The 23,613-nt window shown below is 72.1% G+C and carries 21 protein-coding genes; 9 read left to right on the top strand and 12 right to left on the bottom strand.

Annotated elements, in window-relative coordinates; translation table 11 throughout:
- Window positions 1–218: 218 nt before the first annotated feature.
- Both WMF39_RS41760 and WMF39_RS41765 read right to left on the bottom strand, forming a co-directional pair.
- Window positions 219–674, bottom strand: a complete 456-nt coding sequence (locus tag WMF39_RS41760; protein WP_437742012.1) for a helix-turn-helix domain-containing protein — start codon at window positions 672–674, stop codon at window positions 219–221.
- A gap of 109 nt (window positions 675–783) precedes the next feature.
- Entirely contained in the window at window positions 784–2,595 is a 1,812-nt protein-coding gene (locus WMF39_RS41765) for an ABC transporter ATP-binding protein (RefSeq protein WP_437742013.1), read from the bottom strand.
- Between the two features lie 193 nt (window positions 2,596–2,788).
- On the opposite strand from WMF39_RS41765, the gene WMF39_RS41770 reads away from it, so the two are divergent.
- Together WMF39_RS41770 and WMF39_RS41775 are read left to right on the top strand one after the other, a co-directional pair.
- A complete protein-coding gene (locus tag WMF39_RS41770) occupies window positions 2,789–3,166 on the top strand; it encodes a hypothetical protein (RefSeq protein WP_437742014.1) in 378 nt (125 codons plus the stop codon).
- 479 nt (window positions 3,167–3,645) lie between these two features.
- Complete coding sequence (locus tag WMF39_RS41775; protein ID WP_437742015.1) at window positions 3,646–4,158, top strand: hypothetical protein; 513 nt, start codon at window positions 3,646–3,648, stop codon at window positions 4,156–4,158.
- Window positions 4,159–4,238: 80 nt separating this feature from the next.
- On the opposite strand, the gene WMF39_RS41780 is transcribed toward WMF39_RS41775, so the two are convergent.
- Window positions 4,239–5,471, bottom strand: coding sequence for a choice-of-anchor L domain-containing protein (locus WMF39_RS41780; protein WP_437742016.1), 1,233 nt, complete (start codon window positions 5,469–5,471; stop codon window positions 4,239–4,241).
- 170 nt (window positions 5,472–5,641) lie between these two features.
- Window positions 5,642–7,375 carry an arginine--tRNA ligase gene (gene argS / locus WMF39_RS41785; RefSeq protein ID WP_437742017.1) on the bottom strand — a complete coding sequence of 578 codons (1,734 nt, stop codon included), beginning with the start codon at window positions 7,373–7,375 and terminating at the stop codon, window positions 5,642–5,644.
- A 114-nt stretch (window positions 7,376–7,489) separates the two neighbouring features.
- Between argS and WMF39_RS41790 the strand changes: the two genes are divergently transcribed.
- Window positions 7,490–9,652, top strand: a complete 2,163-nt coding sequence (locus tag WMF39_RS41790) for a protein kinase domain-containing protein (protein WP_437742018.1) — start codon at window positions 7,490–7,492, stop codon at window positions 9,650–9,652.
- 161 nt (window positions 9,653–9,813) lie between these two features.
- Window positions 9,814–10,134 (top strand): hypothetical protein, encoded by a 321-nt coding sequence (locus tag WMF39_RS41795; protein ID WP_437712070.1) that lies wholly within the window; start codon window positions 9,814–9,816, stop codon window positions 10,132–10,134.
- A 304-nt stretch (window positions 10,135–10,438) separates the two neighbouring features.
- Here WMF39_RS41795 and WMF39_RS41800 read toward each other — a convergent pair whose 3' ends face one another.
- Together WMF39_RS41800 and WMF39_RS41805 are read right to left on the bottom strand one after the other, a co-directional pair.
- Complete coding sequence (locus WMF39_RS41800; RefSeq protein ID WP_437742019.1) at window positions 10,439–11,818, bottom strand: GH1 family beta-glucosidase; 1,380 nt, start codon at window positions 11,816–11,818, stop codon at window positions 10,439–10,441.
- A 47-nt stretch (window positions 11,819–11,865) separates the two neighbouring features.
- Window positions 11,866–12,069 carry a CopZ family metallochaperone gene (locus tag WMF39_RS41805; RefSeq protein WP_437742020.1) on the bottom strand — a complete coding sequence of 68 codons (204 nt, stop codon included), beginning with the start codon at window positions 12,067–12,069 and terminating at the stop codon, window positions 11,866–11,868.
- A gap of 85 nt (window positions 12,070–12,154) precedes the next feature.
- Between WMF39_RS41805 and WMF39_RS41810 the strand changes: the two genes are divergently transcribed.
- Window positions 12,155–12,934 carry a helix-turn-helix domain-containing protein gene (locus tag WMF39_RS41810; protein WP_437742021.1) on the top strand — a complete coding sequence of 260 codons (780 nt, stop codon included), beginning with the start codon at window positions 12,155–12,157 and terminating at the stop codon, window positions 12,932–12,934.
- A 15-nt stretch (window positions 12,935–12,949) separates the two neighbouring features.
- The gene (locus WMF39_RS41815; RefSeq protein ID WP_437742022.1) at window positions 12,950–13,378 is read left to right on the top strand and encodes a membrane spanning transport protein; all 429 of its coding nucleotides are present in this window, start codon (window positions 12,950–12,952) and stop codon (window positions 13,376–13,378) included.
- An 11-nt stretch (window positions 13,379–13,389) separates the two neighbouring features.
- On the opposite strand, the gene WMF39_RS41820 is transcribed toward WMF39_RS41815, so the two are convergent.
- The gene (locus tag WMF39_RS41820) at window positions 13,390–14,616 is read right to left on the bottom strand and encodes an ROK family protein (protein ID WP_437742023.1); all 1,227 of its coding nucleotides are present in this window, start codon (window positions 14,614–14,616) and stop codon (window positions 13,390–13,392) included.
- An 805-nt stretch (window positions 14,617–15,421) separates the two neighbouring features.
- Here WMF39_RS41820 and WMF39_RS41825 point away from each other — a divergent pair.
- Window positions 15,422–16,117 carry a Kazal-type serine protease inhibitor domain-containing protein gene (locus WMF39_RS41825; RefSeq protein WP_437742024.1) on the top strand — a complete coding sequence of 232 codons (696 nt, stop codon included), beginning with the start codon at window positions 15,422–15,424 and terminating at the stop codon, window positions 16,115–16,117.
- A 64-nt stretch (window positions 16,118–16,181) separates the two neighbouring features.
- Here the strand turns inward: WMF39_RS41825 and WMF39_RS41830 are convergent, their stop codons facing one another.
- On the bottom strand, window positions 16,182–16,955 hold the full coding sequence (locus WMF39_RS41830; RefSeq protein WP_437742025.1) for a hypothetical protein: 774 nt from the start codon (window positions 16,953–16,955) through the stop codon (window positions 16,182–16,184).
- Window positions 16,956–17,279: 324 nt separating this feature from the next.
- Between WMF39_RS41830 and WMF39_RS41835 the strand changes: the two genes are divergently transcribed.
- Both WMF39_RS41835 and WMF39_RS41840 read left to right on the top strand, forming a co-directional pair.
- Window positions 17,280–17,621 carry a hypothetical protein gene (locus tag WMF39_RS41835; RefSeq protein WP_437742026.1) on the top strand — a complete coding sequence of 114 codons (342 nt, stop codon included), beginning with the start codon at window positions 17,280–17,282 and terminating at the stop codon, window positions 17,619–17,621.
- The gene (locus tag WMF39_RS41840; RefSeq protein WP_437742027.1) at window positions 17,618–18,283 is read left to right on the top strand and encodes a hypothetical protein; all 666 of its coding nucleotides are present in this window, start codon (window positions 17,618–17,620) and stop codon (window positions 18,281–18,283) included. Before WMF39_RS41835 ends, WMF39_RS41840 begins: the two co-directional genes overlap by 4 nt.
- A gap of 117 nt (window positions 18,284–18,400) precedes the next feature.
- Here WMF39_RS41840 and WMF39_RS41845 read toward each other — a convergent pair whose 3' ends face one another.
- From WMF39_RS41845 to WMF39_RS41860, 4 genes are all read right to left on the bottom strand, one after another.
- Window positions 18,401–19,318, bottom strand: coding sequence for a metallophosphoesterase (locus WMF39_RS41845; RefSeq protein ID WP_437742028.1), 918 nt, complete (start codon window positions 19,316–19,318; stop codon window positions 18,401–18,403).
- A gap of 302 nt (window positions 19,319–19,620) precedes the next feature.
- Window positions 19,621–20,724 (bottom strand): alpha-hydroxy acid oxidase, encoded by a 1,104-nt coding sequence (locus tag WMF39_RS41850; RefSeq protein ID WP_437742029.1) that lies wholly within the window; start codon window positions 20,722–20,724, stop codon window positions 19,621–19,623.
- 212 nt (window positions 20,725–20,936) lie between these two features.
- Window positions 20,937–21,965 carry an expansin EXLX1 family cellulose-binding protein gene (locus WMF39_RS41855; protein WP_437742030.1) on the bottom strand — a complete coding sequence of 343 codons (1,029 nt, stop codon included), beginning with the start codon at window positions 21,963–21,965 and terminating at the stop codon, window positions 20,937–20,939.
- 57 nt (window positions 21,966–22,022) lie between these two features.
- Window positions 22,023–23,357: a hypothetical protein gene (locus tag WMF39_RS41860; RefSeq protein WP_437742031.1), complete on the bottom strand. Its 1,335-nt coding sequence runs from the start codon at window positions 23,355–23,357 to the stop codon at window positions 22,023–22,025.
- Window positions 23,358–23,613: the final 256 nt, after the last annotated feature.

A 23,613-nucleotide genomic window follows, 5' to 3' on the forward strand; every position in this document is an offset into this window, starting at 1 on the left:
GACGGCGCGGCGCGCGTTCTTCGATGTTGGCTGCGGTGTTGGATCAGCCCAAAAGATTCTGCTCACTGCGTCGGACCTCCGGCACGAGGTTCGAGTCCATGACACCCCCGGACACGGCGCGGGGAACATCGGTTGGCGGAGACAGTAACAGAGGTCTCAGGCGCGCGGAAGCCGTCGCCAGCGCGGACCGGCGCCACGGAGCGCGCGAGGCGGGTCTATCACTTTCCGGAACGACGGCTCGACGGCGGAGTAATACGCCCTGAAAAAGCGCGCTCCGGGCGGGGCGACTTGGGCGGAGCTGCCGGGCGTGCGCGCTCCGGATCTTCGCTGGCGAGGGCGAGCATTGCTTGCTTTCTCGGTGAGTCGTCAGGCTCCATGAGCAGAAAGAGGATCGCGCTCTGGAGCGCCTCCTCGGCCTGGTCAAAGCGCTCTGCCACGATGGACGCGACAGGGCTGCGCCCGTCGCCCGGGAGCAGGAGGCGCGGCTCGCACTGGAGCCCCTGGGCGATCAGGCCGAGGGCGCCGAGCCCGAGATCCCGCTCGCCGCGCTCGACCTGCCGCAGGTACGTGGCCGAGAGCTGCGCCCGCTCCGCGAACTCCTGCATGCTGAGCCCACGGAGCAACCGGAGGATGTGGACCGCCTGGCCGACCTCCTTGGGGAGCGTGTCGCGCATGAGCGCGAGCCTAGCAGGCAGAGCTCGCCCGAGCCCCCGAGAAGGCAGGCCGCCCCGCGTGAGGAGCGCGCCCGCTCGCCGGCGTACCGAACGCGCCGCGCCGGCGGCGCTACAGGTACCCTTCGGCCTGCAGCGCGAACATGCGGGCATAGCGCTGGCCACGGGCGACGAGCTCGTCGTGGGTGCCCTCCTCGACGATGCGCCCGCCGTCGAGCACGACGATGCGGTCGGCCATGCGCACGGTCGGGAAGCGGTGAGAGATGACGATGGTCGTCCGCCCCTTGGACAAGGACCTGAACCGCTGGAAGACCGCGTGCTCGGCCTCGGCGTCGAGCGCCGCGGTCGGCTCGTCGAGCACGAGGATGTCGGCCTGCTCGCGCATGAAGGCGCGCGCGAGCGCAACCTTCTGCCACTGCCCGCCGCTCAGCTCGACGCCGCCCTTGAACCAGCGCCCGAGCTGCGCGTCGAGGCCCCCGGGCACGACCGTCACGACCTCGTCGGCGCCGCCCTCGGCGACCGCGCGCGCGACGCGCGGCTCGTCCGCGAGGTGCTCGACGCTGCCCAGCCCGACGTTCTCGCGCAGCGTGAGCTGGTATTGGTTGAAGTCCTGAAAGACGACACCGATCCTCCGGCGGAGCGCGTCGGGCTCCCAGGCGCGGAGATCCTTGCCGTCGAGCAGGATTCGCCCCTCGGTGGGCTCGTACAAGCGCGCGAGCAGCTTGATGAACGTGGTCTTTCCGGCGCCGTTGTGCCCGACGAGCGCCAGGCTCTGACCGCTCGGGATGTGGAGATCGATCCCCCGGAGCGCCCAGCGCGACTGTCCAGGATACCGGTAGCCGACCCCCTCGAACCGCACGCCCCGGTCGCGCGCGCCGTCGGCCGGCAGGGGCGCAGGCGCGTCTGCGCGGCCGGCCGGCGGCGCGGGCGGCTCGCCGGTCGGGATGGACAAATACTGAAAGAGATTCGACATGTAGAGGTTGTGCTCGTACATGCCGCCGACGCCGGCGAGCACGGCCTGGAACGCCTGCTGGCCTTGCCGGAAGGCGGCGACGTAAAGGACCATCTCGCCGAGCGAGAGGCGCCCCGCCGCGGCGCCGGCCGCCATGGCGCCATAGCAGCCGTAGAACGCCGCGGTGCCGAGGAGCGACAGGCCATAGGACCACCCGGCGCGGCGGACCGCGAGGGCGCTGTCCTCCCGGTAGAACGACGCCGCGAGCGCCTTGTACCGCTCGAGGAAGGTCGGCCCGAGCCCGAAGAGCTTCACCTCCTTGGCGTGGCCGTCGTTGGCGAGCACGTACTCCAGGTAGTTGAGCCGGCGGGCCTCGGGAGAGCGCCAGTTCCGGAGGCGGAACGCCGCGCCGGAGAAGCGCGCCTCGGCGACCGTGGCGGGGACGGCCGCGAGCACGAGCGCGAGCACCGCGAGGGCGCTGAACCCGAGGAGCAGCGCGGCGTACCCCGCGAGCGTGATCAGGTTCTGCACGAGGGAGAAGCTCTCGGTCACGACGGCGGCGGGGCGAGACGACGCCTCGCGGCGCGCGCGGGTGAGCTGGTCGTAGAACTCGGGGTCCTCGAAATGGACCAGCGAGAGCGAGAGCGCCTTCTCGAGGATCATCCCGTGGATGTCGATCGAGAGCCGCGCGCCGAGCAGCTGCCGCGTCAGCGAGAGCCCGCGCTGCGCGAGCGCGAGCGCGGCCACGAGGCCGAGCTCGACCGAGACCCACACGAGCGCCGCGCGCTCGTCGCGGGCGACCACCGCGTCCGTGATCGCCTTTCCCACGTAGGCCACCCCGAGCGGCAGCGCCGCCGCGGCGAGCGTGAGCGCGCCGAGGGCGACGCTCGCCGCCTTCGACGAGCGCCAGACGAGCTGGAGCGTCCGTGGTGTGTAGGCAAAGCTGTCCCGCAGGCGGGAGAGGCCGAGCATGGACGGCGGATTCTAACCACGCCGCGGCGCTCCGCCCGCGAAGACCCGCGAGGGCGCGAGGGCTGAGGGACGCGAGCGCGACGACCACGGGCGGCCGCGGTCGCGGTCGGGCGGGCGGGCGGGCGGGCGGATGCTGTGGCGGACGCGCGCCCGGCGCGGTATCCCGGGCCTCCGAAAGAAAAGGAGGCTCTTCATGTCGAGCATGTCCACGTTGACCATGGGCTACGGAGCGCTGCTCACAGCGCTCGGCGTCGGCGGATTCGCGGCGACGAGCGCGCCGACGGCGCTCATCCCGGCCGGCTTCGGGGTCGTCGCGATCGGGCTCGGCCTGCTCGCGCGACAGGAGAGGTACCGCATGCACGCCATGCACGCGTCGGCCATGGTCGGCGTCCTCGGCTTCCTCGGCTCCGCCCGCGGCCTGACCCAGCTGCCGACGCTGCTCTCCGGCGGCGACGTGGCGCGCCCCCCGGCCGTCATCGCCCAGTCCGTGATGGCCGTCCTCTCGGCGGGCTACGTCGCCCTCTGCGTGCGATCCTTCATCGCGGCGCGCCGCGCCGCCGCCCGCACCTGAGCGCGACGCGCGCCGCCTCGCGCTCGGAGCGCGCCGCCCCGCCACGCGGCGCGCGCTCGGAGCGCGCCGCCCCATCAAGGAGCCCAGGCGCCATCACAGCCCCTTCTTCCCATCGCCGTCCAGCCGGCGCGCTCGGTGCGGTCCTGTCGGGCGCGAGAGCCATCGAACGGCGCGCTCCTGCCGATCCGTAGAGAACGGCCGCTGCGGCCCCTCTCGCGCGGCGCGTGGTGGATGAGCCCCCCTCCCCTCTCCTCACCCGCCTTACTCTGCACGTCCCATCTCTGCGTGTCCGATCTCCGCGCGTCGGATCAGGGCGCTCGCACGCCGAGCACCTCTTCATGTCGATTATTTGACAATCCGGACCACCAGTCCGGAATGCTATAAATCCGCGCGCAAAAAGCCAGATCGGTGCCCTCGATGCCCGTGCATGATGTACTGTCATCGTCACCAGACCATCAACTACGAGAAGAGCGAGCACCATGCTTCGACGCGTCATTGCATTGGGGCTGACGGCGCCTTTTTTCCTTTCCTGCGAGGGGAGTGGTGGTGTCATCCAGATCTGGAATTGCGAGGAGTGCCTCAAGGGCTGGACCTGCACGGCGGACGCCTGCATCCCCCCGCACTGCAACAATGACGTCACCGATGGAGACGAAGGAGAGACCGACCGCGACTGCGGCGGCTCGTGCAAGCCTTGCGGCTTCGGCGCCTCGTGCGAGACGGGCATCGACTGCAAGGAGGGCGTGTGTCGCCTGGGGGTTTGCCAGGCTCCGACCTGCGTCGACGGCGTCGCGAACGGCTTCGAGACCGGCGTCGACTGCGGCACGCGCTCGTGCCCGCTCTGCCCCGCGGGCGAGGCGTGCCTCACCGGCGAGAACTGCGGGTCCGGCGTGTGCAGGGAGCGTGTCTGCCAGGCGCCCTCGTGCGACGACGGGGTCCTGAATGGAAGCGAGCTCGCCGTGGATTGCGGGGGGGACTGCCGGACGTGCCGGTAGCCCGAAGCGCCCAGCGAGGCGACCAGGCCTCGCTACCGCACGCCGACGAGGCGTCGGCGCGGGGAGGAGCGCCCCTCGCCTCAGAGGAACTGGACCGCGGGCACCGTCTCCAGGCTGACCGTGCCGCCGGTCGCGATCCAGCGGAAGCCATCGATGAGCGCGGTCGAGTCGAAGCGATCGTCGCCTGTGTCGAACAGGATGAACCGGAGCGAGATCTCCTCGCCGCCATGCACCGGCGCGCGGGTCTTGAGCCACCGGGTGCCGCCGTCGCGGCGCGGGCTGAACCCCGTCCCCACGAGCTCACCCGAGCCGAGCGGACATCCGTCGCAGACATCGAAGAACGCGATATTGACGCTGACCGGCCTTCCCTCCCCGTCGAACGAGAGATTGCCGTTGTACGATCCGGGAGGCGCGGGCGTCGCCAGCGCGACGAATTGATCGTTGAAGTCCTCGCAGACCCACTCCGGGTATTCGAACGTATAGAACTTGAAGAGGAACTCGTAGCCGGTCGCGTTCGTCGGCGCGCGGAGGACGACCTCGAGGCCGACGTCGTCGTTGATGAAGCTGGACGGAGGACAGGAAGGGTTGTCCTGAGGGAACCCGGGCGGCGCGGTGCCGGGACCGTAGCTCGAGCAGCTCCCGGACCAGCAGGCGTCGGGGTGGCCAGGAAGGCGTGCGCTCCCCGTCGAGAGCGCGAGCAGGCGCGCGCCGCCCTGCACGTGCACGTTGGGGCCGAACCCATCGAAGAGGCCAACCGCGGGCGACCGCTCTGCAGGCGAGCCGTCCCCGCGGACATACCTCGCGGAGAGCACACCCCACCGCCTGTCCTCGCGGGACGCCACGGCGCAAAGGTCGATCGCCTTGGCCCCGTTCGCCGGATCGAAGTCCTCCAGCGAGAGGCCCTCGTCGCACGGTGGCGGCACGTCGTCGATCACCCCGTCGCAATCCTCGTCCGCCGGCGCGGGGATCTGGCCGTTCGCGTCAGGCTCAGTGACCTCGACCTCGATCGCGCCTGGATTCACATTTCCATCAACATCGTTGCAGTCGCCCTCCGCGGGCGTGAACCCGTCCCCGTCGCCGTCCACGTTGGGATCGGTGATGGGGATTGCGTCACCGGAGCCCAGCTCTGGCTCGCCCGGCTCATCGAGCCCGCCGGGGCCGTCCTCGCCGATGGTCCCCGAGGGCTCCTCGCGCCCGTCTCCCCCGCCCCCCGGCGCGGACGCGCCGCCCACCGCGGAGCACCCGAATGCGACGGCGAGCACCGCCATCACGGCCATGCCGGCGCAGGGGAGAGCCAACCGTTGTTCGATCATGCCGCACTTTGCCAGAGAGAACGGACCGACGTCGCGCGCAACCTCGAGCGGGCGAGCGCAACCTCGGTTCGAATGCGCGGGCAGGCACGCGCAGCTCAGGCAGAGGCGCATCCTCAGGCGGATGCGCGATCGCCGGACGCAGGCAGGGTCGGGCGCCGCTGCCGGACGCTCTACATCCGCTCCGGCGCCTCGATCCCGAGCAGGCCGAGGCCCTTCGCCAGCACCTCCGCCGTCAGATCGCAGAGCGCGAGGCGCGAGCGGCGCACGTCGTCGCTCTCGGCCCGGAGCACCGGGCAGCGCTCGTAGAAGCTCGTGAACGACCCGGCGAGCTCGAACAGGTAACCGCACAGGCGGTGCGGCTCGAGCGTGGCCGCCACGTCCTCCAGCACGGCGCCGAACCGGAGCAGCTCCAGCACGAGCGCCCGCTCCGCCGGCTCGCCCAGCACGATCCCGGCCTCGCGCGGCGACTCGACGCCGGCCTTCCGGAAGATCGAGCGGATGCGGGCGTGCGCGTACATCAGGTAGGGCGCCGTGTTCCCCTCGAACGCCAGCATGCGATCCCAGTCGAACACGTAGTCCTTGATCCGGTCGCTCGAGAGATCGGCGTACTTCACCGCGCCCACGCCGACCGCCCGCGCCACGGCGCCTCCGGCCTCGGCGTCGAGCTCGGGGTTCTTCTCCCGCACCACCTTCGCCGCGCGCTCCAGGGCCTCGTCGAGCAGGTCCGAGAGCTTCACGGTCTCGCTGCGCCTCGTCTTGAACATCTTCTTGTCGGCCCCGAGCACCGAGCCGAACGCCACGTGCTCGGCCCGGGCCGGCGGGGTGAGCCAGCCCGCCTCGCGCGCGGTCGCGAAGACCATCGCGAAGTGCTGGCTCTGCGGCGCGCCGACGACATAGACGATCCGGCGCGCGCCGACCGTCGTGAGGCGGTGGCGGATCGCCGCGAGATCCGTCGTGGCGTAGCCGTAGCCGCCGTCCTGCTTGCGCACGATGAGCGGCAGCGGCTCGCCGCCCTTGCCGGTGAAGCCGGCCGGGAAGACGCAGAGGGCGCCCTCGCTCTCGCGCGCCAGCCCCTTGCGACCGAGCTCCTCGACGACGTCGGGCAGCATCGGGTTGTAGAAGCTCTCGCCGGCAAAATCCGCGTCGGTCAAGGTCACGCCGAGGCGGCGGTAGACCGAGTCGAAGTAGCGCGTCGACTCGCGCACGAGCTGCCGCCAGAGCGCGAGGGTCTGCTCGTCGCCGCCCTGCAGCCGCACGACCCGCCGGCGCGAGCGCTCGGCGAACGCCGCGTCGCCGTCGAACTTGGCGCGCGCCTGCCGGTAGAACTCGTTGAGATCGCCGACCGAGAGCTCCTGCGAGGCCGCGGCCTCGCCGAGGTCGAGCATGTGCTCGATCAGCATGCCGAACGGCGTGCCCCAGTCGCCGAGGTGGTTCTGGCGGATCACGCGGTGGCCGAGCGCCTCGAGCACGCGCGCGAGGGCGTCGCCGATGATCGTGCTGCGGAGGTGGCCGACGTGCATCTCCTTCGCGGCGTTGGGGCCCGAGTAGTCGACGATCACCGTCTCAGGCTCGGCCGCGAGCGCGATCCCGAGCCGCCCGCCGCCCGCCGTCTCGGCGAGCTCGCGCGTGAGGTACGCGTCCTCGAGCGTCAGGTTCACGAACCCGGGGCCCGCGATCTCGACCTTCCGGCAGATCCCGTCGAGCTCTAGCGCCGCCACGATCGCCGCCGCGACCTCGCGCGGCGGCCTGCCGAGGCGCTTGCCGAGCGCCATGGCGGCGTTCGCCTGGTAGTCGGCGTGGGTGGAGCGGCGCAGGGAAGGATCAACCGCGGCGTGCTCGGCGCCGAACGCGGCGGTGATCGCCGCCTTGAATGCGCGGGCGAGGGCGTGGACGGGATCGGCCATGGCGTATCCTTTGGCCCGAGCGCCCGGCCAATTCAATAGACAAGCCGGAGCGGCACCGCCACATCAGCGCACCTTTGACAAAAATCGGGGTAGGCCGGACAGTTCACGCCTCACGTGAGCGCTTCCCCGCCCCCTGCCCCCGGCGATCCGCCGCCCGTCGCGAGCAACGCGCTCGCGGAGAGCGCGGCGGCCCAGCTGGTCGGGACGGTCCTCTCGGACCGGTACCGGATCGTGGAGCTCGTCGCTACGGGCGGGATGGGCGCGGTGTACAAGGCCGAGCACCTGCTCCTGCGCAAGTGGCTGGCCGTGAAGCTCCTCCTGCCCGCGGCGAAGGGCTCCCCGGAGCTCACGGCGCGCTTCGAGCGCGAGGCGATCGCGGGCGCGCACATCCAGCACCCGAACATCGCCTCGGCGACCGACTTCGGCACCCTCCCCGACGGCTCCCGGTTCCTCGTGCTGGAGCACGTCCGCGGCACGACGCTCGATCGCATCATCAAGAGGGGCCCCTTGCCCGCCCCGCGCGCCGCGGAGATCGCGCGGCAGATCGCGGCGGCGCTCGCCGCGGCCCACGAGCGCGGCGTCATCCACCGCGATCTGAAGCCGCGCAACGTCATGGTCGAGGACGGCACCGACGCCGTGAAGCTCATCGATTTCGGCCTGGCGAAGGTGCCGATCGAGCGCCTCTCCACGACGGACGCGCACAGCAGCGAGGCGCGGCCCGACGCCGGCCGGATCACGCTGAGCGGCATGGTCTTCGGCACGCTCGCGTACATGGCGCCCGAGGCGGCGCAGGGCATGGATCACGTCGACGAGCGCTCCGATCTCTACGCGCTCGGGCTCATCCTCTACGAGATGCTCGCCGGGAAGCACCCGTTCGACGCGATCCTGCCCGTCGAGATCTTCCGCGAGCAGCTCCACACGGCGCCGCCGCCGCTCCGGCTGCGCGCCCCGGGCACGGCGGCGCCGCGCGAGCTCGAGGCGCTCGTGATGCGCATCCTGCGCAAGGACCCGGCGGAGCGCCCCGCGAACGCCCGCGCGCTGCTCGCGGCGCTCGACGCGGCCGTGCCGAGGTCCGAGGCGCTCGGCCTCCTCCCCTGGAAGGAGCCGCTCTCGAGCGGGACGTGGCGGCTCAGCGACCCGCTGCGCGCGATCCCGCACGCCATGCCGCCCGAGCTGCCGGCAGGGCAAGACCGCGCGGGCGCGGCCGGCGGCGCTGCGGCCAGGGGCGGCGCGGCTGGCGGAGCGGCGACCGGCAGCGCCGAGGCCGACGCGCTCGGCCTGCAGCTCGGGGCCGCCGGGGCTGACGGCGAGGCGCGCGGGAAGGCAGCGCGCGGAGCGGCAGGGGGCCGGCCGCGAGCGCGAGGGCGCGCGTGGGGCTGGATGCTCGGGGTGGCCGCCGTGGCCGTGATGGGAGCGGCGGGAGCGCTGCTCCTCGGCCGGCTGCCCGCGGGCGCAGGCTGGCTGCGCGCGGGCGCCCCGGCGGCCGCCGGCCCGGAGCTCCAGGCGGCGCCCGCAGCGGCGCAGACGGCCCCCGCCGGGGCGCCGGCCGCCCAGGCGCAGGATGCCCTCGGCCCCCCTCTACAAGCCCCCTCCGCGGCGCCCGTCGCGAGCGCCTCGGCCCCCGGGTCGGCCGACGTCGCGGCGGCGCTGGACGCGGGTGCGGCGGCGCCGGACGCGGACGCGCCGGACGCGGGCGCGGCGCTCGCCGGCCCGGAGCCGCTCGAGGGCGCGGGCCTCCCGGCCGAGCGCGAGCGCCTCGTGGCGGCGGTCCGGGCGAAGCGGTGGGGCGACGCGGAGAGCGCGCTGCTCACGCTGCTCGAGAAGGATCGCGCCGCCTTCGAGCAACGCGACGTGATGACGGCCGCGGCCGCCGTCGCCGTGAAGAGCTCGTACCGGACCGACGGCCGCGCGGACGCGATCTTCGACGCGCTGGAGAGCCGCCTGGGCCCGGAGGGCCTCGACATCGCCTACGAGATCTGGAGCGGCTACGGGGGCACGCAGGGCGGAAAGCGCGCGGCGGCGCTGCTCCGCCGCCCCGAGGTGCTGAAGCGCGCGAGCGTCCCGCTGCGCATCGCCGTGGCGCTGCGCGAGGCCCCCTGCCGGCGCAAGGAGGCGCTCTTCGAGCGCGCGGCGCTCGAGGGGGACGCGCGCGCGCTCGTGTTCCTGGAGATGCTCCGCTCGTCGCAGTGCCAGCCGCGCATCGGGCAGTGCTGCTTCCACCACCACGAGGGGCTCGAGCGCGCGGTGCGCGCCCTGCGGGACCGGCTGCGCTACTGAGCCGACCGCGCCCGCGTGGCGCGGGCTCCCGGCGCGACGCGGCCCCGAGGGCCGCCGAGATGGGCTAGGCTCGCGCCCCCGGGTTCCACGGCGCCCAGGAGGCCAGAGCACGGCGACGGGGCGACGGGCGGCGCGCGGACGACAAGGACGAAGGATCAGGAATGAGCGACAAGACGAATGAGGAGATCTACAGGGCGTATCTGCTGGCTTACGCGTGCAGCGGCGACGCCTCGAAGGTCGCGGTGCTCCAGGACGCGCGCCCGCTGACGGCGGTGGTCGCCGCCGCGCTCGCCCTCGCCGAGCGCGACCGCCACGCGAGCGAGCCGCCGGACACGTGGGATTCCCTGAGCGAGCGCCTGCAGGCGATGTTCGATGAGTTCGATCCGCACGGGTACGACCTGGCGGGCGGAGGCGACGAGTCGCTCGAAGACGACGAAGAAGACGACGAGGACGAAGACGGCGACGAGCCGATCGCCTCCTGAGCCGCCCGAGGCGCTTTATCGAGGAGCGGGCCGCGCAGCGCGCGCCGGCGACACGGCCATTCGCCCGGCGATCACGGGCGAATGGCCGTTCCTCACACCGCCTTCGCTCTGCAGTCGGCAGCGATCACGCCCATCCCCTCGGCGTTAACCAACGCTTCGCGCCGCGTTCTCCTACATACGAACGTTTACGTTCACGTTCACGTTGGTGATCGGTGGTGGGGGCGGGCCTCATGCCCTGAGCGTGACCGAACGAGCCTGGTTAACGCCGCAGATTATCGAGTCGCTGCGCGTGACGCGGCGCCGCTCACCCCCCGAGGGTCGCGCCGTTCGAGGCGATGACCTCACGATACCAGTGCGCCGAGTCCTTGAGGACGCGCCTGCCCGTCGGGTAGTCGACGAAGACGAGGCCGAAGCGGTGTTTGTAGCCGTGGGCCCACTCGAAGTTGTCCATGATCGACCAGTGGAAGTAACCGTTCACGGCCGCGCCATCGGCGATCGCCCGGCGGAGCTCGATCAGGTGGCGCGCCATGAAATCGATGCGCTGGGGGTCGTGCACCTTCCCGTCGAGCGAGATCCAGTCCCGGGTCGACAGCCCGTTCTCGGTGATCACGATGGGCCGCTTGTACCGCTCGTAGAAGAACCTGGGCCCCCAGTAGAGGCACTCGGGGGTGACCGACCACTCGAACGCGGTGATCGGGTGTCCCACCGGGTGGGGCACCACCTCGGCTGCGCCGTTCGCCCCGGCGCGCACCGGGACTCCCCAGTAGACGTTCACGCCGCAGAAATCGACCGGCTGCGCGATGATCTCCATGTCGCCGCTCCGGACCTCGGGCAGCTCGTTCGCGAACAGGCGGAGCCCGTCCTCGGGGTACCTGCCGAAGAACACGGGATCCATCCACCACGTGTTGGTCCACGTGGTCCGCGCGTTCACCGACCACGTGGCCGCGCGCGCCGCCTCCAGATCCTCCGGCGACGAGGTCGCGGGGTATTTCACCTGCGCGACGGGCGCATAATAGACGTTGCACCTCCCGGGGCTCGCCGCGCGGATGGCCTGCACCGACTTGCCGTGCGCGAGCAAGACGTGGTGGCAGACCCGGAGCACCTCGGCGAAGCGCAGCCGGTCGCCGGGGGCGTGGCGCCCCTCGTAGTGGCCAGCGCCGGCGAACACCTGAGGCTCGTTGAGCGTCATCCAGTCCTTCACCCGATCGCCGAGCTTCCTGACCACGACGCTCGTGTACTCGGCGAACCAGTCGGCGCTGTCGCGGTTCAGCCACCCGCCCTTGTGGTAGAGCGCGAGAGGAAAGTCCCAGTGGAACAGCGTGATGTGGGGCTCGACGCCCGCCTCGAGCAGCGCGTCCACGAGGCGATCGTAGAACGCGAGCCCGCGCTCGTTGACGGCGCCCGTGCCCTCCGGGAGGACACGCGGCCACGAGGTGCTGAGTCGATAGGCGCGGAGGCCGATGTCGCGCATGAGGGCGACGTCCTCCTGGTACCGGTGGTAGTGGTCGCACGCGACGTCGCCCGTCTGGCCGTTCCACACAGCGTCCGGCTTCTTGCAGAACATGTCCCACACGGACGGCCCCTTGCCGTCCTCGTGCGCGGCGCCCTCGATCTGGTACGACGCCGCGGCGGCGCCCCACAGGAACCCTTCCGGAAAGCGCTCTTCGCTCTGCTGTCGCGTCATGGTGGCCGCCACCATACCAAAGGCGGCCGAGCTCCGGCACCGCGGCGTCAGCCAGCGTCGCGCGCCTCGTAGCCGGCCTCGCGCACGGCCGCGAGGAGGGCCTCCGCCGCCGCGCTCCCCTCGACGACCGCCTCTCCGCGCTCGAGGCTCACCTCGCTCACCCGCGTCACGCCAGGGACCTTCGCGAGCGCCTTCGAGACCGCCTGGACGCAGTGGCCGCAGGTCATCCCTTCGATAGCGATTCTGCGCATCTCCCCCCTATGCCCGCTCGAGGCAGCAGCGTCAACGAGGGCACGCCGGTTGCGGCGCCCGCGTCCGCGTGATCTGCTCTCGAGCGTGACGGCTCTCGAGCACACGGCGCTTGTCGGCCACGGCGGCGTGCACATCATCGAGGGCGCCGGGGGGACGCGCCGTCATGCGCTCCACCTGGTCAAGCTGGTGGTGCCGGTCGAGGGTCCTCTCGAGATCGAGGCCGAGGTCGGGCGGCCGTTCGAGGTGCGCGCGCCCGTGCTCACCGGCGCCGGGGTCGCCCATTCCATCGGCTCTCCCGGCGCGACGGTGACGACCTTTCTTGCGCCCGAGGGGCTCGGCGCCGGCGCGCAGGCGGCCGCCCGCGGGCGGGTGCTCGTCCTCGAAGGCGCGCAGGCCGAGCGGGCGCGCTCGGCGGCGCGCGACGCGCTCCGAGGCCGGCTCGATCACGCGGCGACGCACGAGCTCATGAGGGCGTGCGCCGGTGCGTTCGCGCCGGGCGGCCCGCCGGTCGATCGCCGCGTGCTCCGCGCCATGCGCCGCCTGGCGGAGCAGGCGCCGGGCCGCCCCGCGCTGGGCCCGCTCGCCGCCGCGGAGGGCCTCTCTCGCTCGCGGCTCTCCCACCTGTTTCACGGCGCCTTCGGCCACCCGCTGCGCGATTACGTGACGTTCCTGCGCGTGCGGACGGCCATCCGGGCGCTCATGGACGGCGCCCCGCTGGCGCAGGCGGCGCTCGCCGGCGGCTTCCACGACCAGGCCCACCTGGCCCGCGCGATCGTCGCCACGCTGGGCCGCACGCCGGGCTCGGTCGCTCGCAGCCGCTTCGTACAAGCCGAGGCCACGGCCGGGGCCATGGTGATCCCCTGAACCCAAGGAGGATCCATGCCCCCCCGCGCTGTCGGCGCAGCCCGCGTCGCCCTCGGCCTCATCGTCCTGCTCGGCGGCATCAACGGATTCGTGCGCATCGTGCCGGTCCCCGAGCCGCTCCACCCGTTCATCCAGCTGCTTGTCGACAGCGGCTACATCCACGCCGTCAAGGTCGTCGAGATCGCCGCCGCGGTCCTGCTCCTCCTCGACCGCCGCCGCCCCCTCGCGCTCGCGCTGTTATGGCCGGTCGTGGTGAACATCGCCCTGTTCCACCTTCTGCTGGACCCCCGCGCCGGCATCAACGCCGTCGTCCTCCTCGGCCTGCTCGGCGCCCTCACCTGGCATGATCGCCACGCGTTCGCGCCGCTCCTCGCCGAGGGGCGGTCCGGGTCGCCCGACCCGAAGGGCGACCCGGCGCGCGGAGAGCGCGCCTCGCTCGCCTAGAACCCGATCACCTACGGCGCGCTGTCCTGGAGCACGCCGTCGGGCACGAGGCGGAGCGAGCGAACCGCGCCCTCGCGCGCGAGCAGGAGGGCGCCGAGCACGCCGGCCTCGTCGCCCAGCGGAGAGGCGACGACCGGCACGTCCGCGCCGCGGACGGCGTGGCGCGGCAGCTCCTCGCGCACGCCGGCAAGGAGGATGTCGGGCGCCGCCAGCAGCTCGCCGCCCAGCACGATGAGCTGGGGGTTGAGCAGGTTCAGCAGGACCGCGATGCCGCGCGCGAGCTGCGTGCCCGCCTCGTGGAAGATCGCGCGGGCGCTCTCGTCGCCGGCGAGCGCCGCGCTCGCGACGGCGCTGACGGCGTGCGGGCGAGCGAGCGCGGCGAGCTGGGGTGAGCGCGCCGACGCCGCCTCGGCGGCGCGCCGGAGCGCCATGACCGAGGCGAACGTCTCCAGACATCCGCGGCGCCCGCAGCCGCAAGGAGGGCCGTCGTCCGCAACGCGGCAGTGGCCGATCTCCCCGCTGTACCCCTGCATCCCGAAGAACAGGCGTCCATCGGCGACGAGGCCCGCGCCGACGCCGAGCCCGACGTAGATCCACACATACGACGCCTGCCCCCGCGCCGCGCCGAGCTCCCCTTCCGCCACCGCCGCTGCCTGAGGCAGGTTATACACAGGCACCTGCATGCGAAGCGCGCGGCTGAGCTCCGCGCGCACAGGGAACCGCTCCCAGCCCAGGTTGGGCGCAAGCACGCAGACGCCGCTCGGCCGCTCGATGAGCCCAGGCAAGACCGCGCAGGCGCCGCGCAGCCGCTTCCGCGGCACCCCACTCAGCTGCAGCACCTTCGGCAAGAGCTCGACGATATCGCGGACCGTCCGGTGCGGATCGCGCAGGACGGTGGGCTGCTCCAGCCGCGCCCGCAGCCGCCCGCGGGCGTCGGCCACGGCCACGGCCGTCTTCTCGACACCGATCTCGATGCCGAGGAAGGCCGCGCTGTCGTCGTTGAACTCGAGGAGCCGCGCCGGGCGCCCGCCGCGCGATTCGGTCCCGACATCGCGGACGCTGCCGCTGTCGAGGAGCTCCTCGATGATGGCCGAGACCGTCGGCTTGGTCAGCCCGCTCAACCGCGCGAGGTTCGTGCGGGAGATCGGACCGTGCTCTTGCACGAGGTCGAGGACGAGGGAGCGGTTCAGCTCCCGAGGGGTACGGTTGTTCGCCGTCTTGTCGTTGGCACGGACCATTCGAGCAAAACCAGACTTAGCCGTCCTCGTGCAGCAAAAGCAAGGGGCGTCGCAGCCGAGCTGTCACGAAAGCGCGCGCGGCGAGCGTGGTCCCCCGCGCTCTCCCGCGCTCTCCCGCGCTCTCCCGCGCTCTCCCGCGCTCTCCCGCGCGTCGCTGCCTCGACGCCCCCCACCCCGCGGCGCGTCAGCTGTTTATGTCAGCATCACAATCGTCGCTGCCCGGACGGCCACCGGCGCAGCGCCCCTGCCGCCCTCCACGTAGCAAACTGCCCCGCTTCGGGGGATGGGCTCCTACAGCCCGCACCCCCGTGTGGCGGAACGCCGCATCGCCGCATGTGAGGTGGAAACAGGGAGCGCGCGGCCCTCTCGGCGTCCGACCCGCCCGGACCTGGCGATCGCCCCGCTCCCCGTTCCCGCGACGCCGCGAAGCTCCCCGGCGGGCGGGCTCATCTCTTCTCCAAGGGAACACCGATTGCAGACGGCAACGAACGAGAAGCGGTGGATGACAGACGGCAGGCGCTCATCGGCAATCGACGCTCAATGAACGACAAACGGCAAACGCGGGAAGCGAGCAAACACCGGATCGATGAGCGCAGACGCCGCGGGGCGTGAAGGGGAGCGATCGTCAAGGCGCTGGAGTCCTGACATGCCGACGCACTGTCACCCCAGGTCGAGCCAGGGCTCGACGGGTTGGAGGACACGGCGACATCGCACAGCGACGCTTTGCCCAGCTCGCGCGCGATGCGCATGGCCGAGGAGACGCCCGGAGCGCCGGGGCGCTTCCTCACGAGGAGTTTTCACGATCATGAAGATGACACATGTTCTGGGTGCAGTGTTCGCTGTGACGCTCGCCGCCTGCACGGCGACATCCGATGATGCCGAGGTCGCGGATGCGGAGGAGACCGGGGCCGCCGAGGGCGCGCTCGCGGTGAGCGACGTGGCGGCAGCACCGGCGTATTTCGAGCACGAGAGCCGCTTCACCCTCGCGCGGCCCGGCGGCATGTGCGGGGGCATCGCCGGCATACGCTGCGCGGCGGGCCTATATTGCGACTTCGCCCCCGAGGCGAACTGCGGCGCGTACGACCGGAGCGGCACGTGCGAGCTCATGCCCGACGCGTGCCCGCAGGACTACGATCCGGTGTGCGGCTGCGATGGCCGCACCTACAGCAACGGCTGCGTCGCGGCCACGGCCGGCGTCTCGGTGAGGAGCGCGGGGGAGTGCGGCCCCACGATCGTGGGGATCGGCGAGAGCTGTGGCGGCTTCACCCTCGGCGGGCCGCGCGTGTGCGGCGAGGGGCTCTACTGCAAGTACGCGCCGTCCGCGATCTGCGGGCGCGCGGACGCGTCCGGCACCTGCGCGGAGAAGCCCGATGTTTGCACGAAGGAGCTCGCTCCCGTGTGCGGCTGTGACGGCCAGACGTACGCCAACGCTTGCACGGCGGCAGCGAGCGGCACCTCCGTCGACGCGCGGGGCGCGTGCGCGGACGCGCCGATCGAGTGAGCGAGATCGCCGCCCCGCTCCGCGGCTGATCGAGCGCGAAGAGCGCGGGCGGCGCGGCGCGCGTTCACGGCTGCTTCTCGACGGATTGCACGTCGAGCTGGATGAATTGACCGACGTACGGCTCGGGCGCCGGGGGGACGCCTTCCACGACCAGATGCTTGAAGTTGGCGATGCTGGTGTGATTCGGATCCTCGCCCTTGAAGGACACCGTGGATCCGCCCCGGATCGGAATGGTCTTCGTGTGGTCGATGATGAACGTGTCGTGCCCGACGGTCGGGCTATCGTTGAGCCAGTAGACCTCGGCCGGGTCGGAGACAGAGATGCTGTAGCGGTTGTACGTCGCGTTGTCGGGTGTACCGCCCACGCGGAAGTGCATGCCGTCGGGCGTGCCGCCCTTGTAGGTCTCCGGCTCGACGACGCCGCGGAGCCGGACGGTCACCAGATAGACCGTGTCGGGCGAGCCGCCGAACGTCTTCTTCTCGTCGACCAGCGCCGAACACGCACACTCGTCGCTGTTGCCCGGGTCCCGGTCGCACGGCATCTCCCAGCGGAAGCCGTCGATGCTGTCGGCCGCGGCGAGCAGGTTTTCTTCTTCGCCGCCGCTGCCGCCGGCCCCGCCGCTGCCGCCGGCCCCGCCGCTGCCGCCGGCCCCGCCGCTGCTGCTGCTGGAGCTCACGCTGCTGGAGGCGCTCGTGCTGGCGGCCGTCGAGGCTCCCCCGCCCGAACCCGCAGCGCTCGTCGTGCTGGAGCTGGCCTGATCGTCCGCAGGCGGGTCGGAATCGGAGCCGCAGGCGAGAAGGACCATCATCGCAGGGACCACGATCAAAGAGATTCTCATTTTACACCAGTCCGGCGAGGGCGCCGGCAGTAGAGGCTGGGGACGCGAAACGTCGTTGCCTTGATATCACGGCTCGTTCGCGTGACCATGTCAGGTTCGTGAGCGGCCCGGTGCACTACCGGACGAAGCCAAAGGAGGACGTGCGGCCGACAATGTGAACGTTCACATGACGGGCGTCAATGCGAATCGACCGACCCGCGGGGTTCCTCGAGCGTGCGGGGGGGCGGGGCCGAGGACATGGGCCTGCGCTCGCGGTAGGATGCCATGGCGCCCGGGGCGCCGGGCTCCGTCGCGCCGCATTCACGCTTTGCAGCGAGGTTGAACGTGAGATCCTGGATCTCTGCCCGTCGAATCCTGTGCGTCCTCCTGCTCGCGCCGCTCGCCCTCGGGATGGGCATCAGCGAGCAGGAGTTCCTGTGCGAAAACGCGGCTGCGCATCTCGAGGAGTGCTGTCCGTCGTTCGCCGCGACTCCCGGGCTCTGCCAGCAGAACGTCGGCTGTAACGGGAACGAGGAGCTGTGGCTCACGGCCGACGAGAGCCGGTGCATCCAGGACAGGGAGTGCGGCGACCTCGTCGCGAGCAACGTCTGCGAGCAGGCGGCCGCGCGCATGAAGCTCGCCGAGGGGGGGAGCGCAGGCGTCGCGCGCCCGGTGGTGTGTCGATGAAGCGGCGTATCCGCTCGTCGAGGCGGCGATGGGGCGGCGCGGCCGTGCTCTCCGGGCTCCTCGCCCCCGCCCTCGCCAGCGCGCAGGAGCCGCAGCCTCCTCCGGGGCCGCCCGCTCTGGCGCCCCTCCCCTCGCCGCCGCCCGCGACGCCCGCGACGCCCACGACCGCAGAGGCGCCGTCGACCGCGCCGCCTGGTGCGCCCGCACCCGAGGGCCCGGAGGGGTGGAAGCGCGGCTTCGGCGTCAAGCTCCACGCCGGGGGCTCGTGGCAAAGCTTCTATTCCCTCGCCATCTATGGAGCGAGCTTCGGCGCCGCCGCCGGGGGCACGCTCGAGCACGTCGCGCTCTGGGGAGGGTTCGAGGGCTTCGTCGGCGTCACCGAGTTCGGCCTCCCCGCGCGCATGTTCCGCCCGAGCTTCGCGGTGGAGACCCACCTCGGCGATTTCCGGCTCGGCGGAGGCGCGGGCCTGCTCCTGCTCGCGGTGACCCGCGCGACGTCAACGTCGTCCATGACCTCCACGGCGTTCGGGTTCAGCGGGCACCTGAGCTACGACCTCGTCACCCTCGATCAGCACGCGATCTACCTCGAGGCTCGGATGAACGTCGATCTCGCCTCGGCGATCCTCTGGGGGCCCTCGGGAGCCCTGGGCTTTCGCTACTAATTCTACTCACCAGGAGTCCGGCCAGGGATCCAGGGAGAGATTTCAACGCAAAGACGCAAAGGCGCGAAGACGGATCTCTGACCTGCGCAAGCAGAGACGGCCTTGGGCGCTGCAGCGCTACGGCTCTCCGCCGCCGACGCTCCCCTCGCCGTGCCGGTGCCCCCGCGCCCGCCGCTCCCGGTTCCTCGCCACCTTCGCCGCGCGGCTCGCCATGAGCTCCGGAGACGGCTTGCGCCCCAGGTGCGGCTCCTGCTCCGCGTGGTGCTCGTCGAACGACCCCGGCTCGCTGCCGAGCTCGAAGATCGCCACCTCCCGCTGGCCCCGCTCGCCGAGGCGCAACGGCATCACCGCCGCGCCGATCCCCGCCCCGACGTAGACCGCTCCCTGGCCAGGCTCCCCCCGCTTGCGCGTGCCGTAGAGCCCGTGAATGTACCGGTGCCCCGCGATCTTGCCGATCGAGAGCTCGTTCAGGCGCGCGACCGTCACCTGGCCCGCGTGCGTGTGGCCCGACAGCACAAGCGGGATGCCATGGCGCCAGAGCCCGTCCGCCTCCTCGGCGATGTGCGAGAGGCCCAGCGTCGGCAGGTCGCGCCGCATCCCCTTCACCGCCTTCTCGAGCGACGCGTGGCCCGTATACGCGTCGTCGAGCCCCACCACCTGGAGCCGCTCATGGCCCAGCGTGATCACCGTGCTCGCGTTGCAGAGCACCGCGGCGCCGCCCCGCTCGAGCGCGCGCTTCACCGCGTCGGCGCCCGACCAGTGATCGTGATTCCCGAGCACGGCGATCACCGGCGCCTCGAAGCCGCGCACCACCTCTTCCAGCTGATCGAGGTAGAGCTGGCTGTGACACACGAAATCGCCCGTGAGCACGACGAGGTCGGGCCGCTGCAGGTTCGTCAGCGCGACGGCCGCGCGCTGCACCCGCACCGACGTCACGCGACCGACATGCTGATCGGTCAGGTGGGCAATCCGGAGCGACGACATCTGATCGAGGTAGGCCGCCGGCCCCGCAAAACGCCGGAGCCGAATCCCCATGGCCGGGTCCGCTCCCTCAGGCGCGGGCTCCCCCCCGGAGGCGCCAGCGCCTCGCGCAAAGAGCCTCCGCCACCGCTCCCTCGCAGGTACTGCGCTGCTCACGATGGCCGAGTGTACGGGTGAGGCTGAATGGCCGCCACCTTTTCTTTCGTCGAAGACGCCTTGACACCTCGATTCAGCGGAGCGCAGCAATGCGTCGACGTGCGCACGTGCGCGTCGCGATCGTCGCCGTCCGCCGCCTGGCCGCACGCGGGACAGCGCCGATCTTGGAAAACTCCGCGCTCGTGCGACTCAGGCATCCATCATCGCGCCTGAGCTCGTCGGATCAGGTCGCGATCGATGGATGCCAGGGTAGGACAGCCGGCGAGCGCCATGGCGATCGAGAGCTCATCGCGCAACCCCGCGAGCACACGCGCGACGCCCTCGCCGCCGAGCGCGGCGAGCCCCCACAGGACCGGGCGTCCGACCAGCACCGCGCGGGCGCCGAGCGCGATCGCCTTCAGCACGTCGGTACCCCACCGGATACCGCCGTCCATCAGCACCGGGCACCTCCCGGCGACCGCGTCGGCGATCGCCGGGAGGGCCTCGATCGTCGCGGGGGCGCCGTCGAGCTGCCGCGCGCCGTGGTTGGAGACGACGACGCCGGCGGCGCCCGCCTCGAGCGCGCGGACCGCGTCGTCCGGCCTGACGATGCCCTTGAGCAGAATAGGGAGCCTCGTGAGCGAGGCGAGCCACCCGACGTCGCGCCACGTCAGCGAGGCGTCATGTCGGGAGGCGACGTAGGACGCGAGCAGAGAGCCCCGCTCCTCGGCCGGCGCGGCCGCCGTGGCGTCGACGAGGTTCGCCATCACGAGCCCCTCGGGCAGCGCGAAGCCGTTGCGCACGTCCGCTATCCGGCGGCCGAGGACCGGTGTGTCGACGGTCAGCATCAGCGCCCGGTAGCCGGAGGACTCGGCCCGCTCGACGAGGGCGCGCGTGAGGCCGCGATCCTTGTGGACGTAGAGCTGGAACCACTTCGGCCCTGGAGACGAGCCCGCCACCGCCTCGAGGCTCGTCGTCGAGAGGGTGGAGAGCGTGAAGATGGTGCCGAGCTCGGAGGCCGCCCGCGAGGAGGCGATCTCACCGTCGGGGTGCGCGAGGCGCTGATACGCCGTCGGCGCCACGAGGATGGGGAACGGCACCCTCGTGCCGAGCACCGTCGTGCTCATGTCCCGCTCGGCCACGTCGACGAGGACGCGGTAATGGATCTCGAGGCGGCGGAATGCGCGCCGGTTCTCGCGGAGCGTGCGGCCCTCGTCGGCGCCTGATCGGTAGTAGTCATAGGCCATCTTCGACAGCCGGGCGCGCGCTGCGCGCTCGAAGTCGTCGACGGTGAGCAGCGACGGAGCGGGGCGAGGGTCTTGCACGGTGTTCTCCTGGAGATCCCGGCGGCGCGTCCCGACCGCAGGGGGCGCCCATCCTACCAGCTGGCCCCGGGACCAGCCGGCTGGCGAGCGCGCTTCCCCGCAGCCCGGCGCGGCCGCGGCGCCCGTGGGACCTCGGCCGCGCCGGGCGAGGGGCGCGTCCACCACCGGGCCTCCGGGCGGCCGCCCTCGAGCAGGGGGCGCAGGCCTCGGTCTCAGTTGCAGGCGGCGAACTGCCCGCTCGCGGGCTGGTTTCCGGCCTTGAGGTCCAGCATCGCTTCCACGGTGGAACCGTTGATGTCGGTGGCGCGGACGTGATAGGGCGCATTCCCCATGTTCCCGTCGCCGACGACGAAATAGTTGTACGACTGCCGCGTGGCCGTCTGCCACGTGCCGTTGATCTCCACCTCCAGCTTCTCGATCGGGTGCGCATGCCCCTCGACGAGGATCTCGTTCCAGTACTTGTTGCTCGCGTCCTTGAGGCGGAAGGAGACGGCGCTCGTCGTCGGACAGGGGATGTACTGCCAGGAGATCTTCCCCGCCGCGCCGCCGTGGGTGGTCCCCAGATACCCCTCGCGCTCTTCGCCGATCTTGAGAAAAGCGCTCTTGCTGAGATCGATGTGGCCCGCGGTGCACTTCGGGTTCGTGGCGATCGGGCACTGGTCCACGACCATGGCCTGCACCTTGCGCCCGTCGTCCCGGGAGACCTCGACGCACGCGCCGCACATCGCCGCCGCGTCGTAGTCGGTGGTGTTCATGGCGGCGAAGTACTGGCCTCCGCCGAACGGGACGTGCCCGACGACGTCCGGGTTGCGCCCGACGATCGGGTAGCTGCAGTTCACCTCGGTCGAGCCCATGTCGAGCGTGTAGAAGGTGATGGATCCGTTCGCGTACTCCGCGGGATAGTCGCAGCTCACCGGCTCGCTGCCCGTTCCCGTCGAGGTGGTCGCGCCGGTGCTCGTGGCGCTGGGATCGCCGCCGCCGCTCGTCGAGGAGGTGGAGCCGGCCGTCGTGGAGCTGCCCGGACCAGCGCCCGCGCCCGTCGTGACGCCGTCCCCGCCCCCTGCGCCTGTACCGGTGCTGGCGCCGACCGCGCCCGCGCCCCCCGGCCCGCCGGCGGCGGACGAGGCGCTCTCCGCGCTGCCGGCGTCACCGCCGCCGCCGTCGCTGCAGCCAGCGACGCCGAGCGCGATCAGCGACGCGAGCGGCCATGAAATGCCCCTGGGCAGATAACCTAGCTTCATCTCGACTCCTTAAGATTTACGATAGGAATGGATTCGCAAATCCACTCGATTGGCTTATCACGGCCCCGCGGCGCGCTGCTCGATGAAGGTGCCGGCCGCCGTCGTGTACGCGATCCACAGCGTGCCGCCGCGATCCGCCTCGATCGCCACGTGCTTGAACGACTTGCCCTCCACGGCGACGCAGCGCGCGTGAAACCGCCCTTCGCCGTCGAGCTGCCCGAGCTCGAGCGCGTGGCGCGCCCCGGGCTCGCGCGAGACCGGCCGGACCCGGGCCACGTGGATCGGCGAGACGCCCTGCGTGGCCGCGATCGGCGCGGGGCTGAGCCCGTTCGGGTAGAGCGACCAGACCGCGGGCATGTCGTCGCGCGGCGCCTCGTCGACGCGGATCGCCGCCATGCCGAACGCCGAGATGTCCTTCGCCGCCGGCAGGAGCACGTACGCAGGCCCTGCGGCGCCGATGGCGAGCGCGCCGCCCATCCGCGATTCCCCCGCGTCGCCGACGAAGACGACAGCGTCAGGGCCGAGCTCGAGCTTGCCTTCCGCCGTGAGCCCCAGCGTGCGGGCGTGCACCGGCGTCAGCGCCGACCGCGCGTCGATGTACATCGCCAGCGCGCCTCCCTTCCAGGGCGACAGCGCGACGAAGGTGGCGCCGCTGCCCTCCTCGGAGAGCGGCACGGCGGCCCCGTCGTCGAGCACCGCGAAGGCCTGCGTCACGGCGCCCTCGCTCGTCTTCCGATCCGAGAGAAAGGCGAGCAGCGTGTGCCCTCCGGGCAGCGCGACGGCGGAGATCCCCGTGCCTCGGCGCCCGGCGCCGATGGGCGGCCCCTCGCCGCCGCCGAGCGGGGTCCTCCGGATCGTGCCGCCGTGATCCATGCAGTACACGAACCGGGAGGCCACCGCGCACGCCGGCCACGAGGCGCGCGCTGGATCACCGCTGCCATCCCCGGCGTCGGGCGCGGCCTCCGCGGGCGGAGAGCCTGGCGCGGTGAGCCCACCGAACGACGGCGCGACGTGCTGCGCCACGCCGTCGCGGTTGAATATCACCCGGAAGTCGGCGCGCTCCGCCTCGTCGGGAGACCAGAGCAGCGCCGGCCCCCGGAGCGAGAGCGAGAGCGGCCCTCGGCGCAGCGTGCAGCCTGCGCCCGGCGCGGCGGAGTCCGGAGCTGCCGCGTCTGGCGCTGCTGCGTCCGGTGCCGCTGCGTCCGCCACCCCCGCGTCCAGCGACGGCGCACTCAGGGCGCTGGCCGCGCTCGCGGTGGGCGCAACGGAGGGCGCCGGCGTTGCAGCACCCGCGTCGGGCGCCGGCCCGGCGCCCGGCGTACCCGAGCCGTCACGGCAGGCGGCGAGCGCCGCCAACACGAGCACGCGCGCGCCCAGGGGGGGATAGCTCACCACCGCGGCCCGACTCCGAGCAGGGCCTGGATGTTCCCCGAACGCATGCGAAAGCTATCGGGCGAACGGCGTGTAGCGTCAACCCGGGAAACATCGCCGGATGCCGTCACGTCGAGCGCGTCGCACCGAGTCGAGATCCAGGGCTCGGCGAGGGAGGCCCAGAGAACACAGCACCGCTTTCCGCTCGGCAGTCTCTCTGCCTATCCGGTGCAACCTGCCTGAACCATCACGGCCCATGGCGAAGAAGATTGAACCA

Source organism: Sorangium sp. So ce1504 (assembly GCF_051521635.1).
In the GTDB taxonomy this organism is placed as follows: Bacteria; Myxococcota_A; Polyangia; order Polyangiales; family Polyangiaceae; genus Sorangium; species Sorangium cellulosum_B.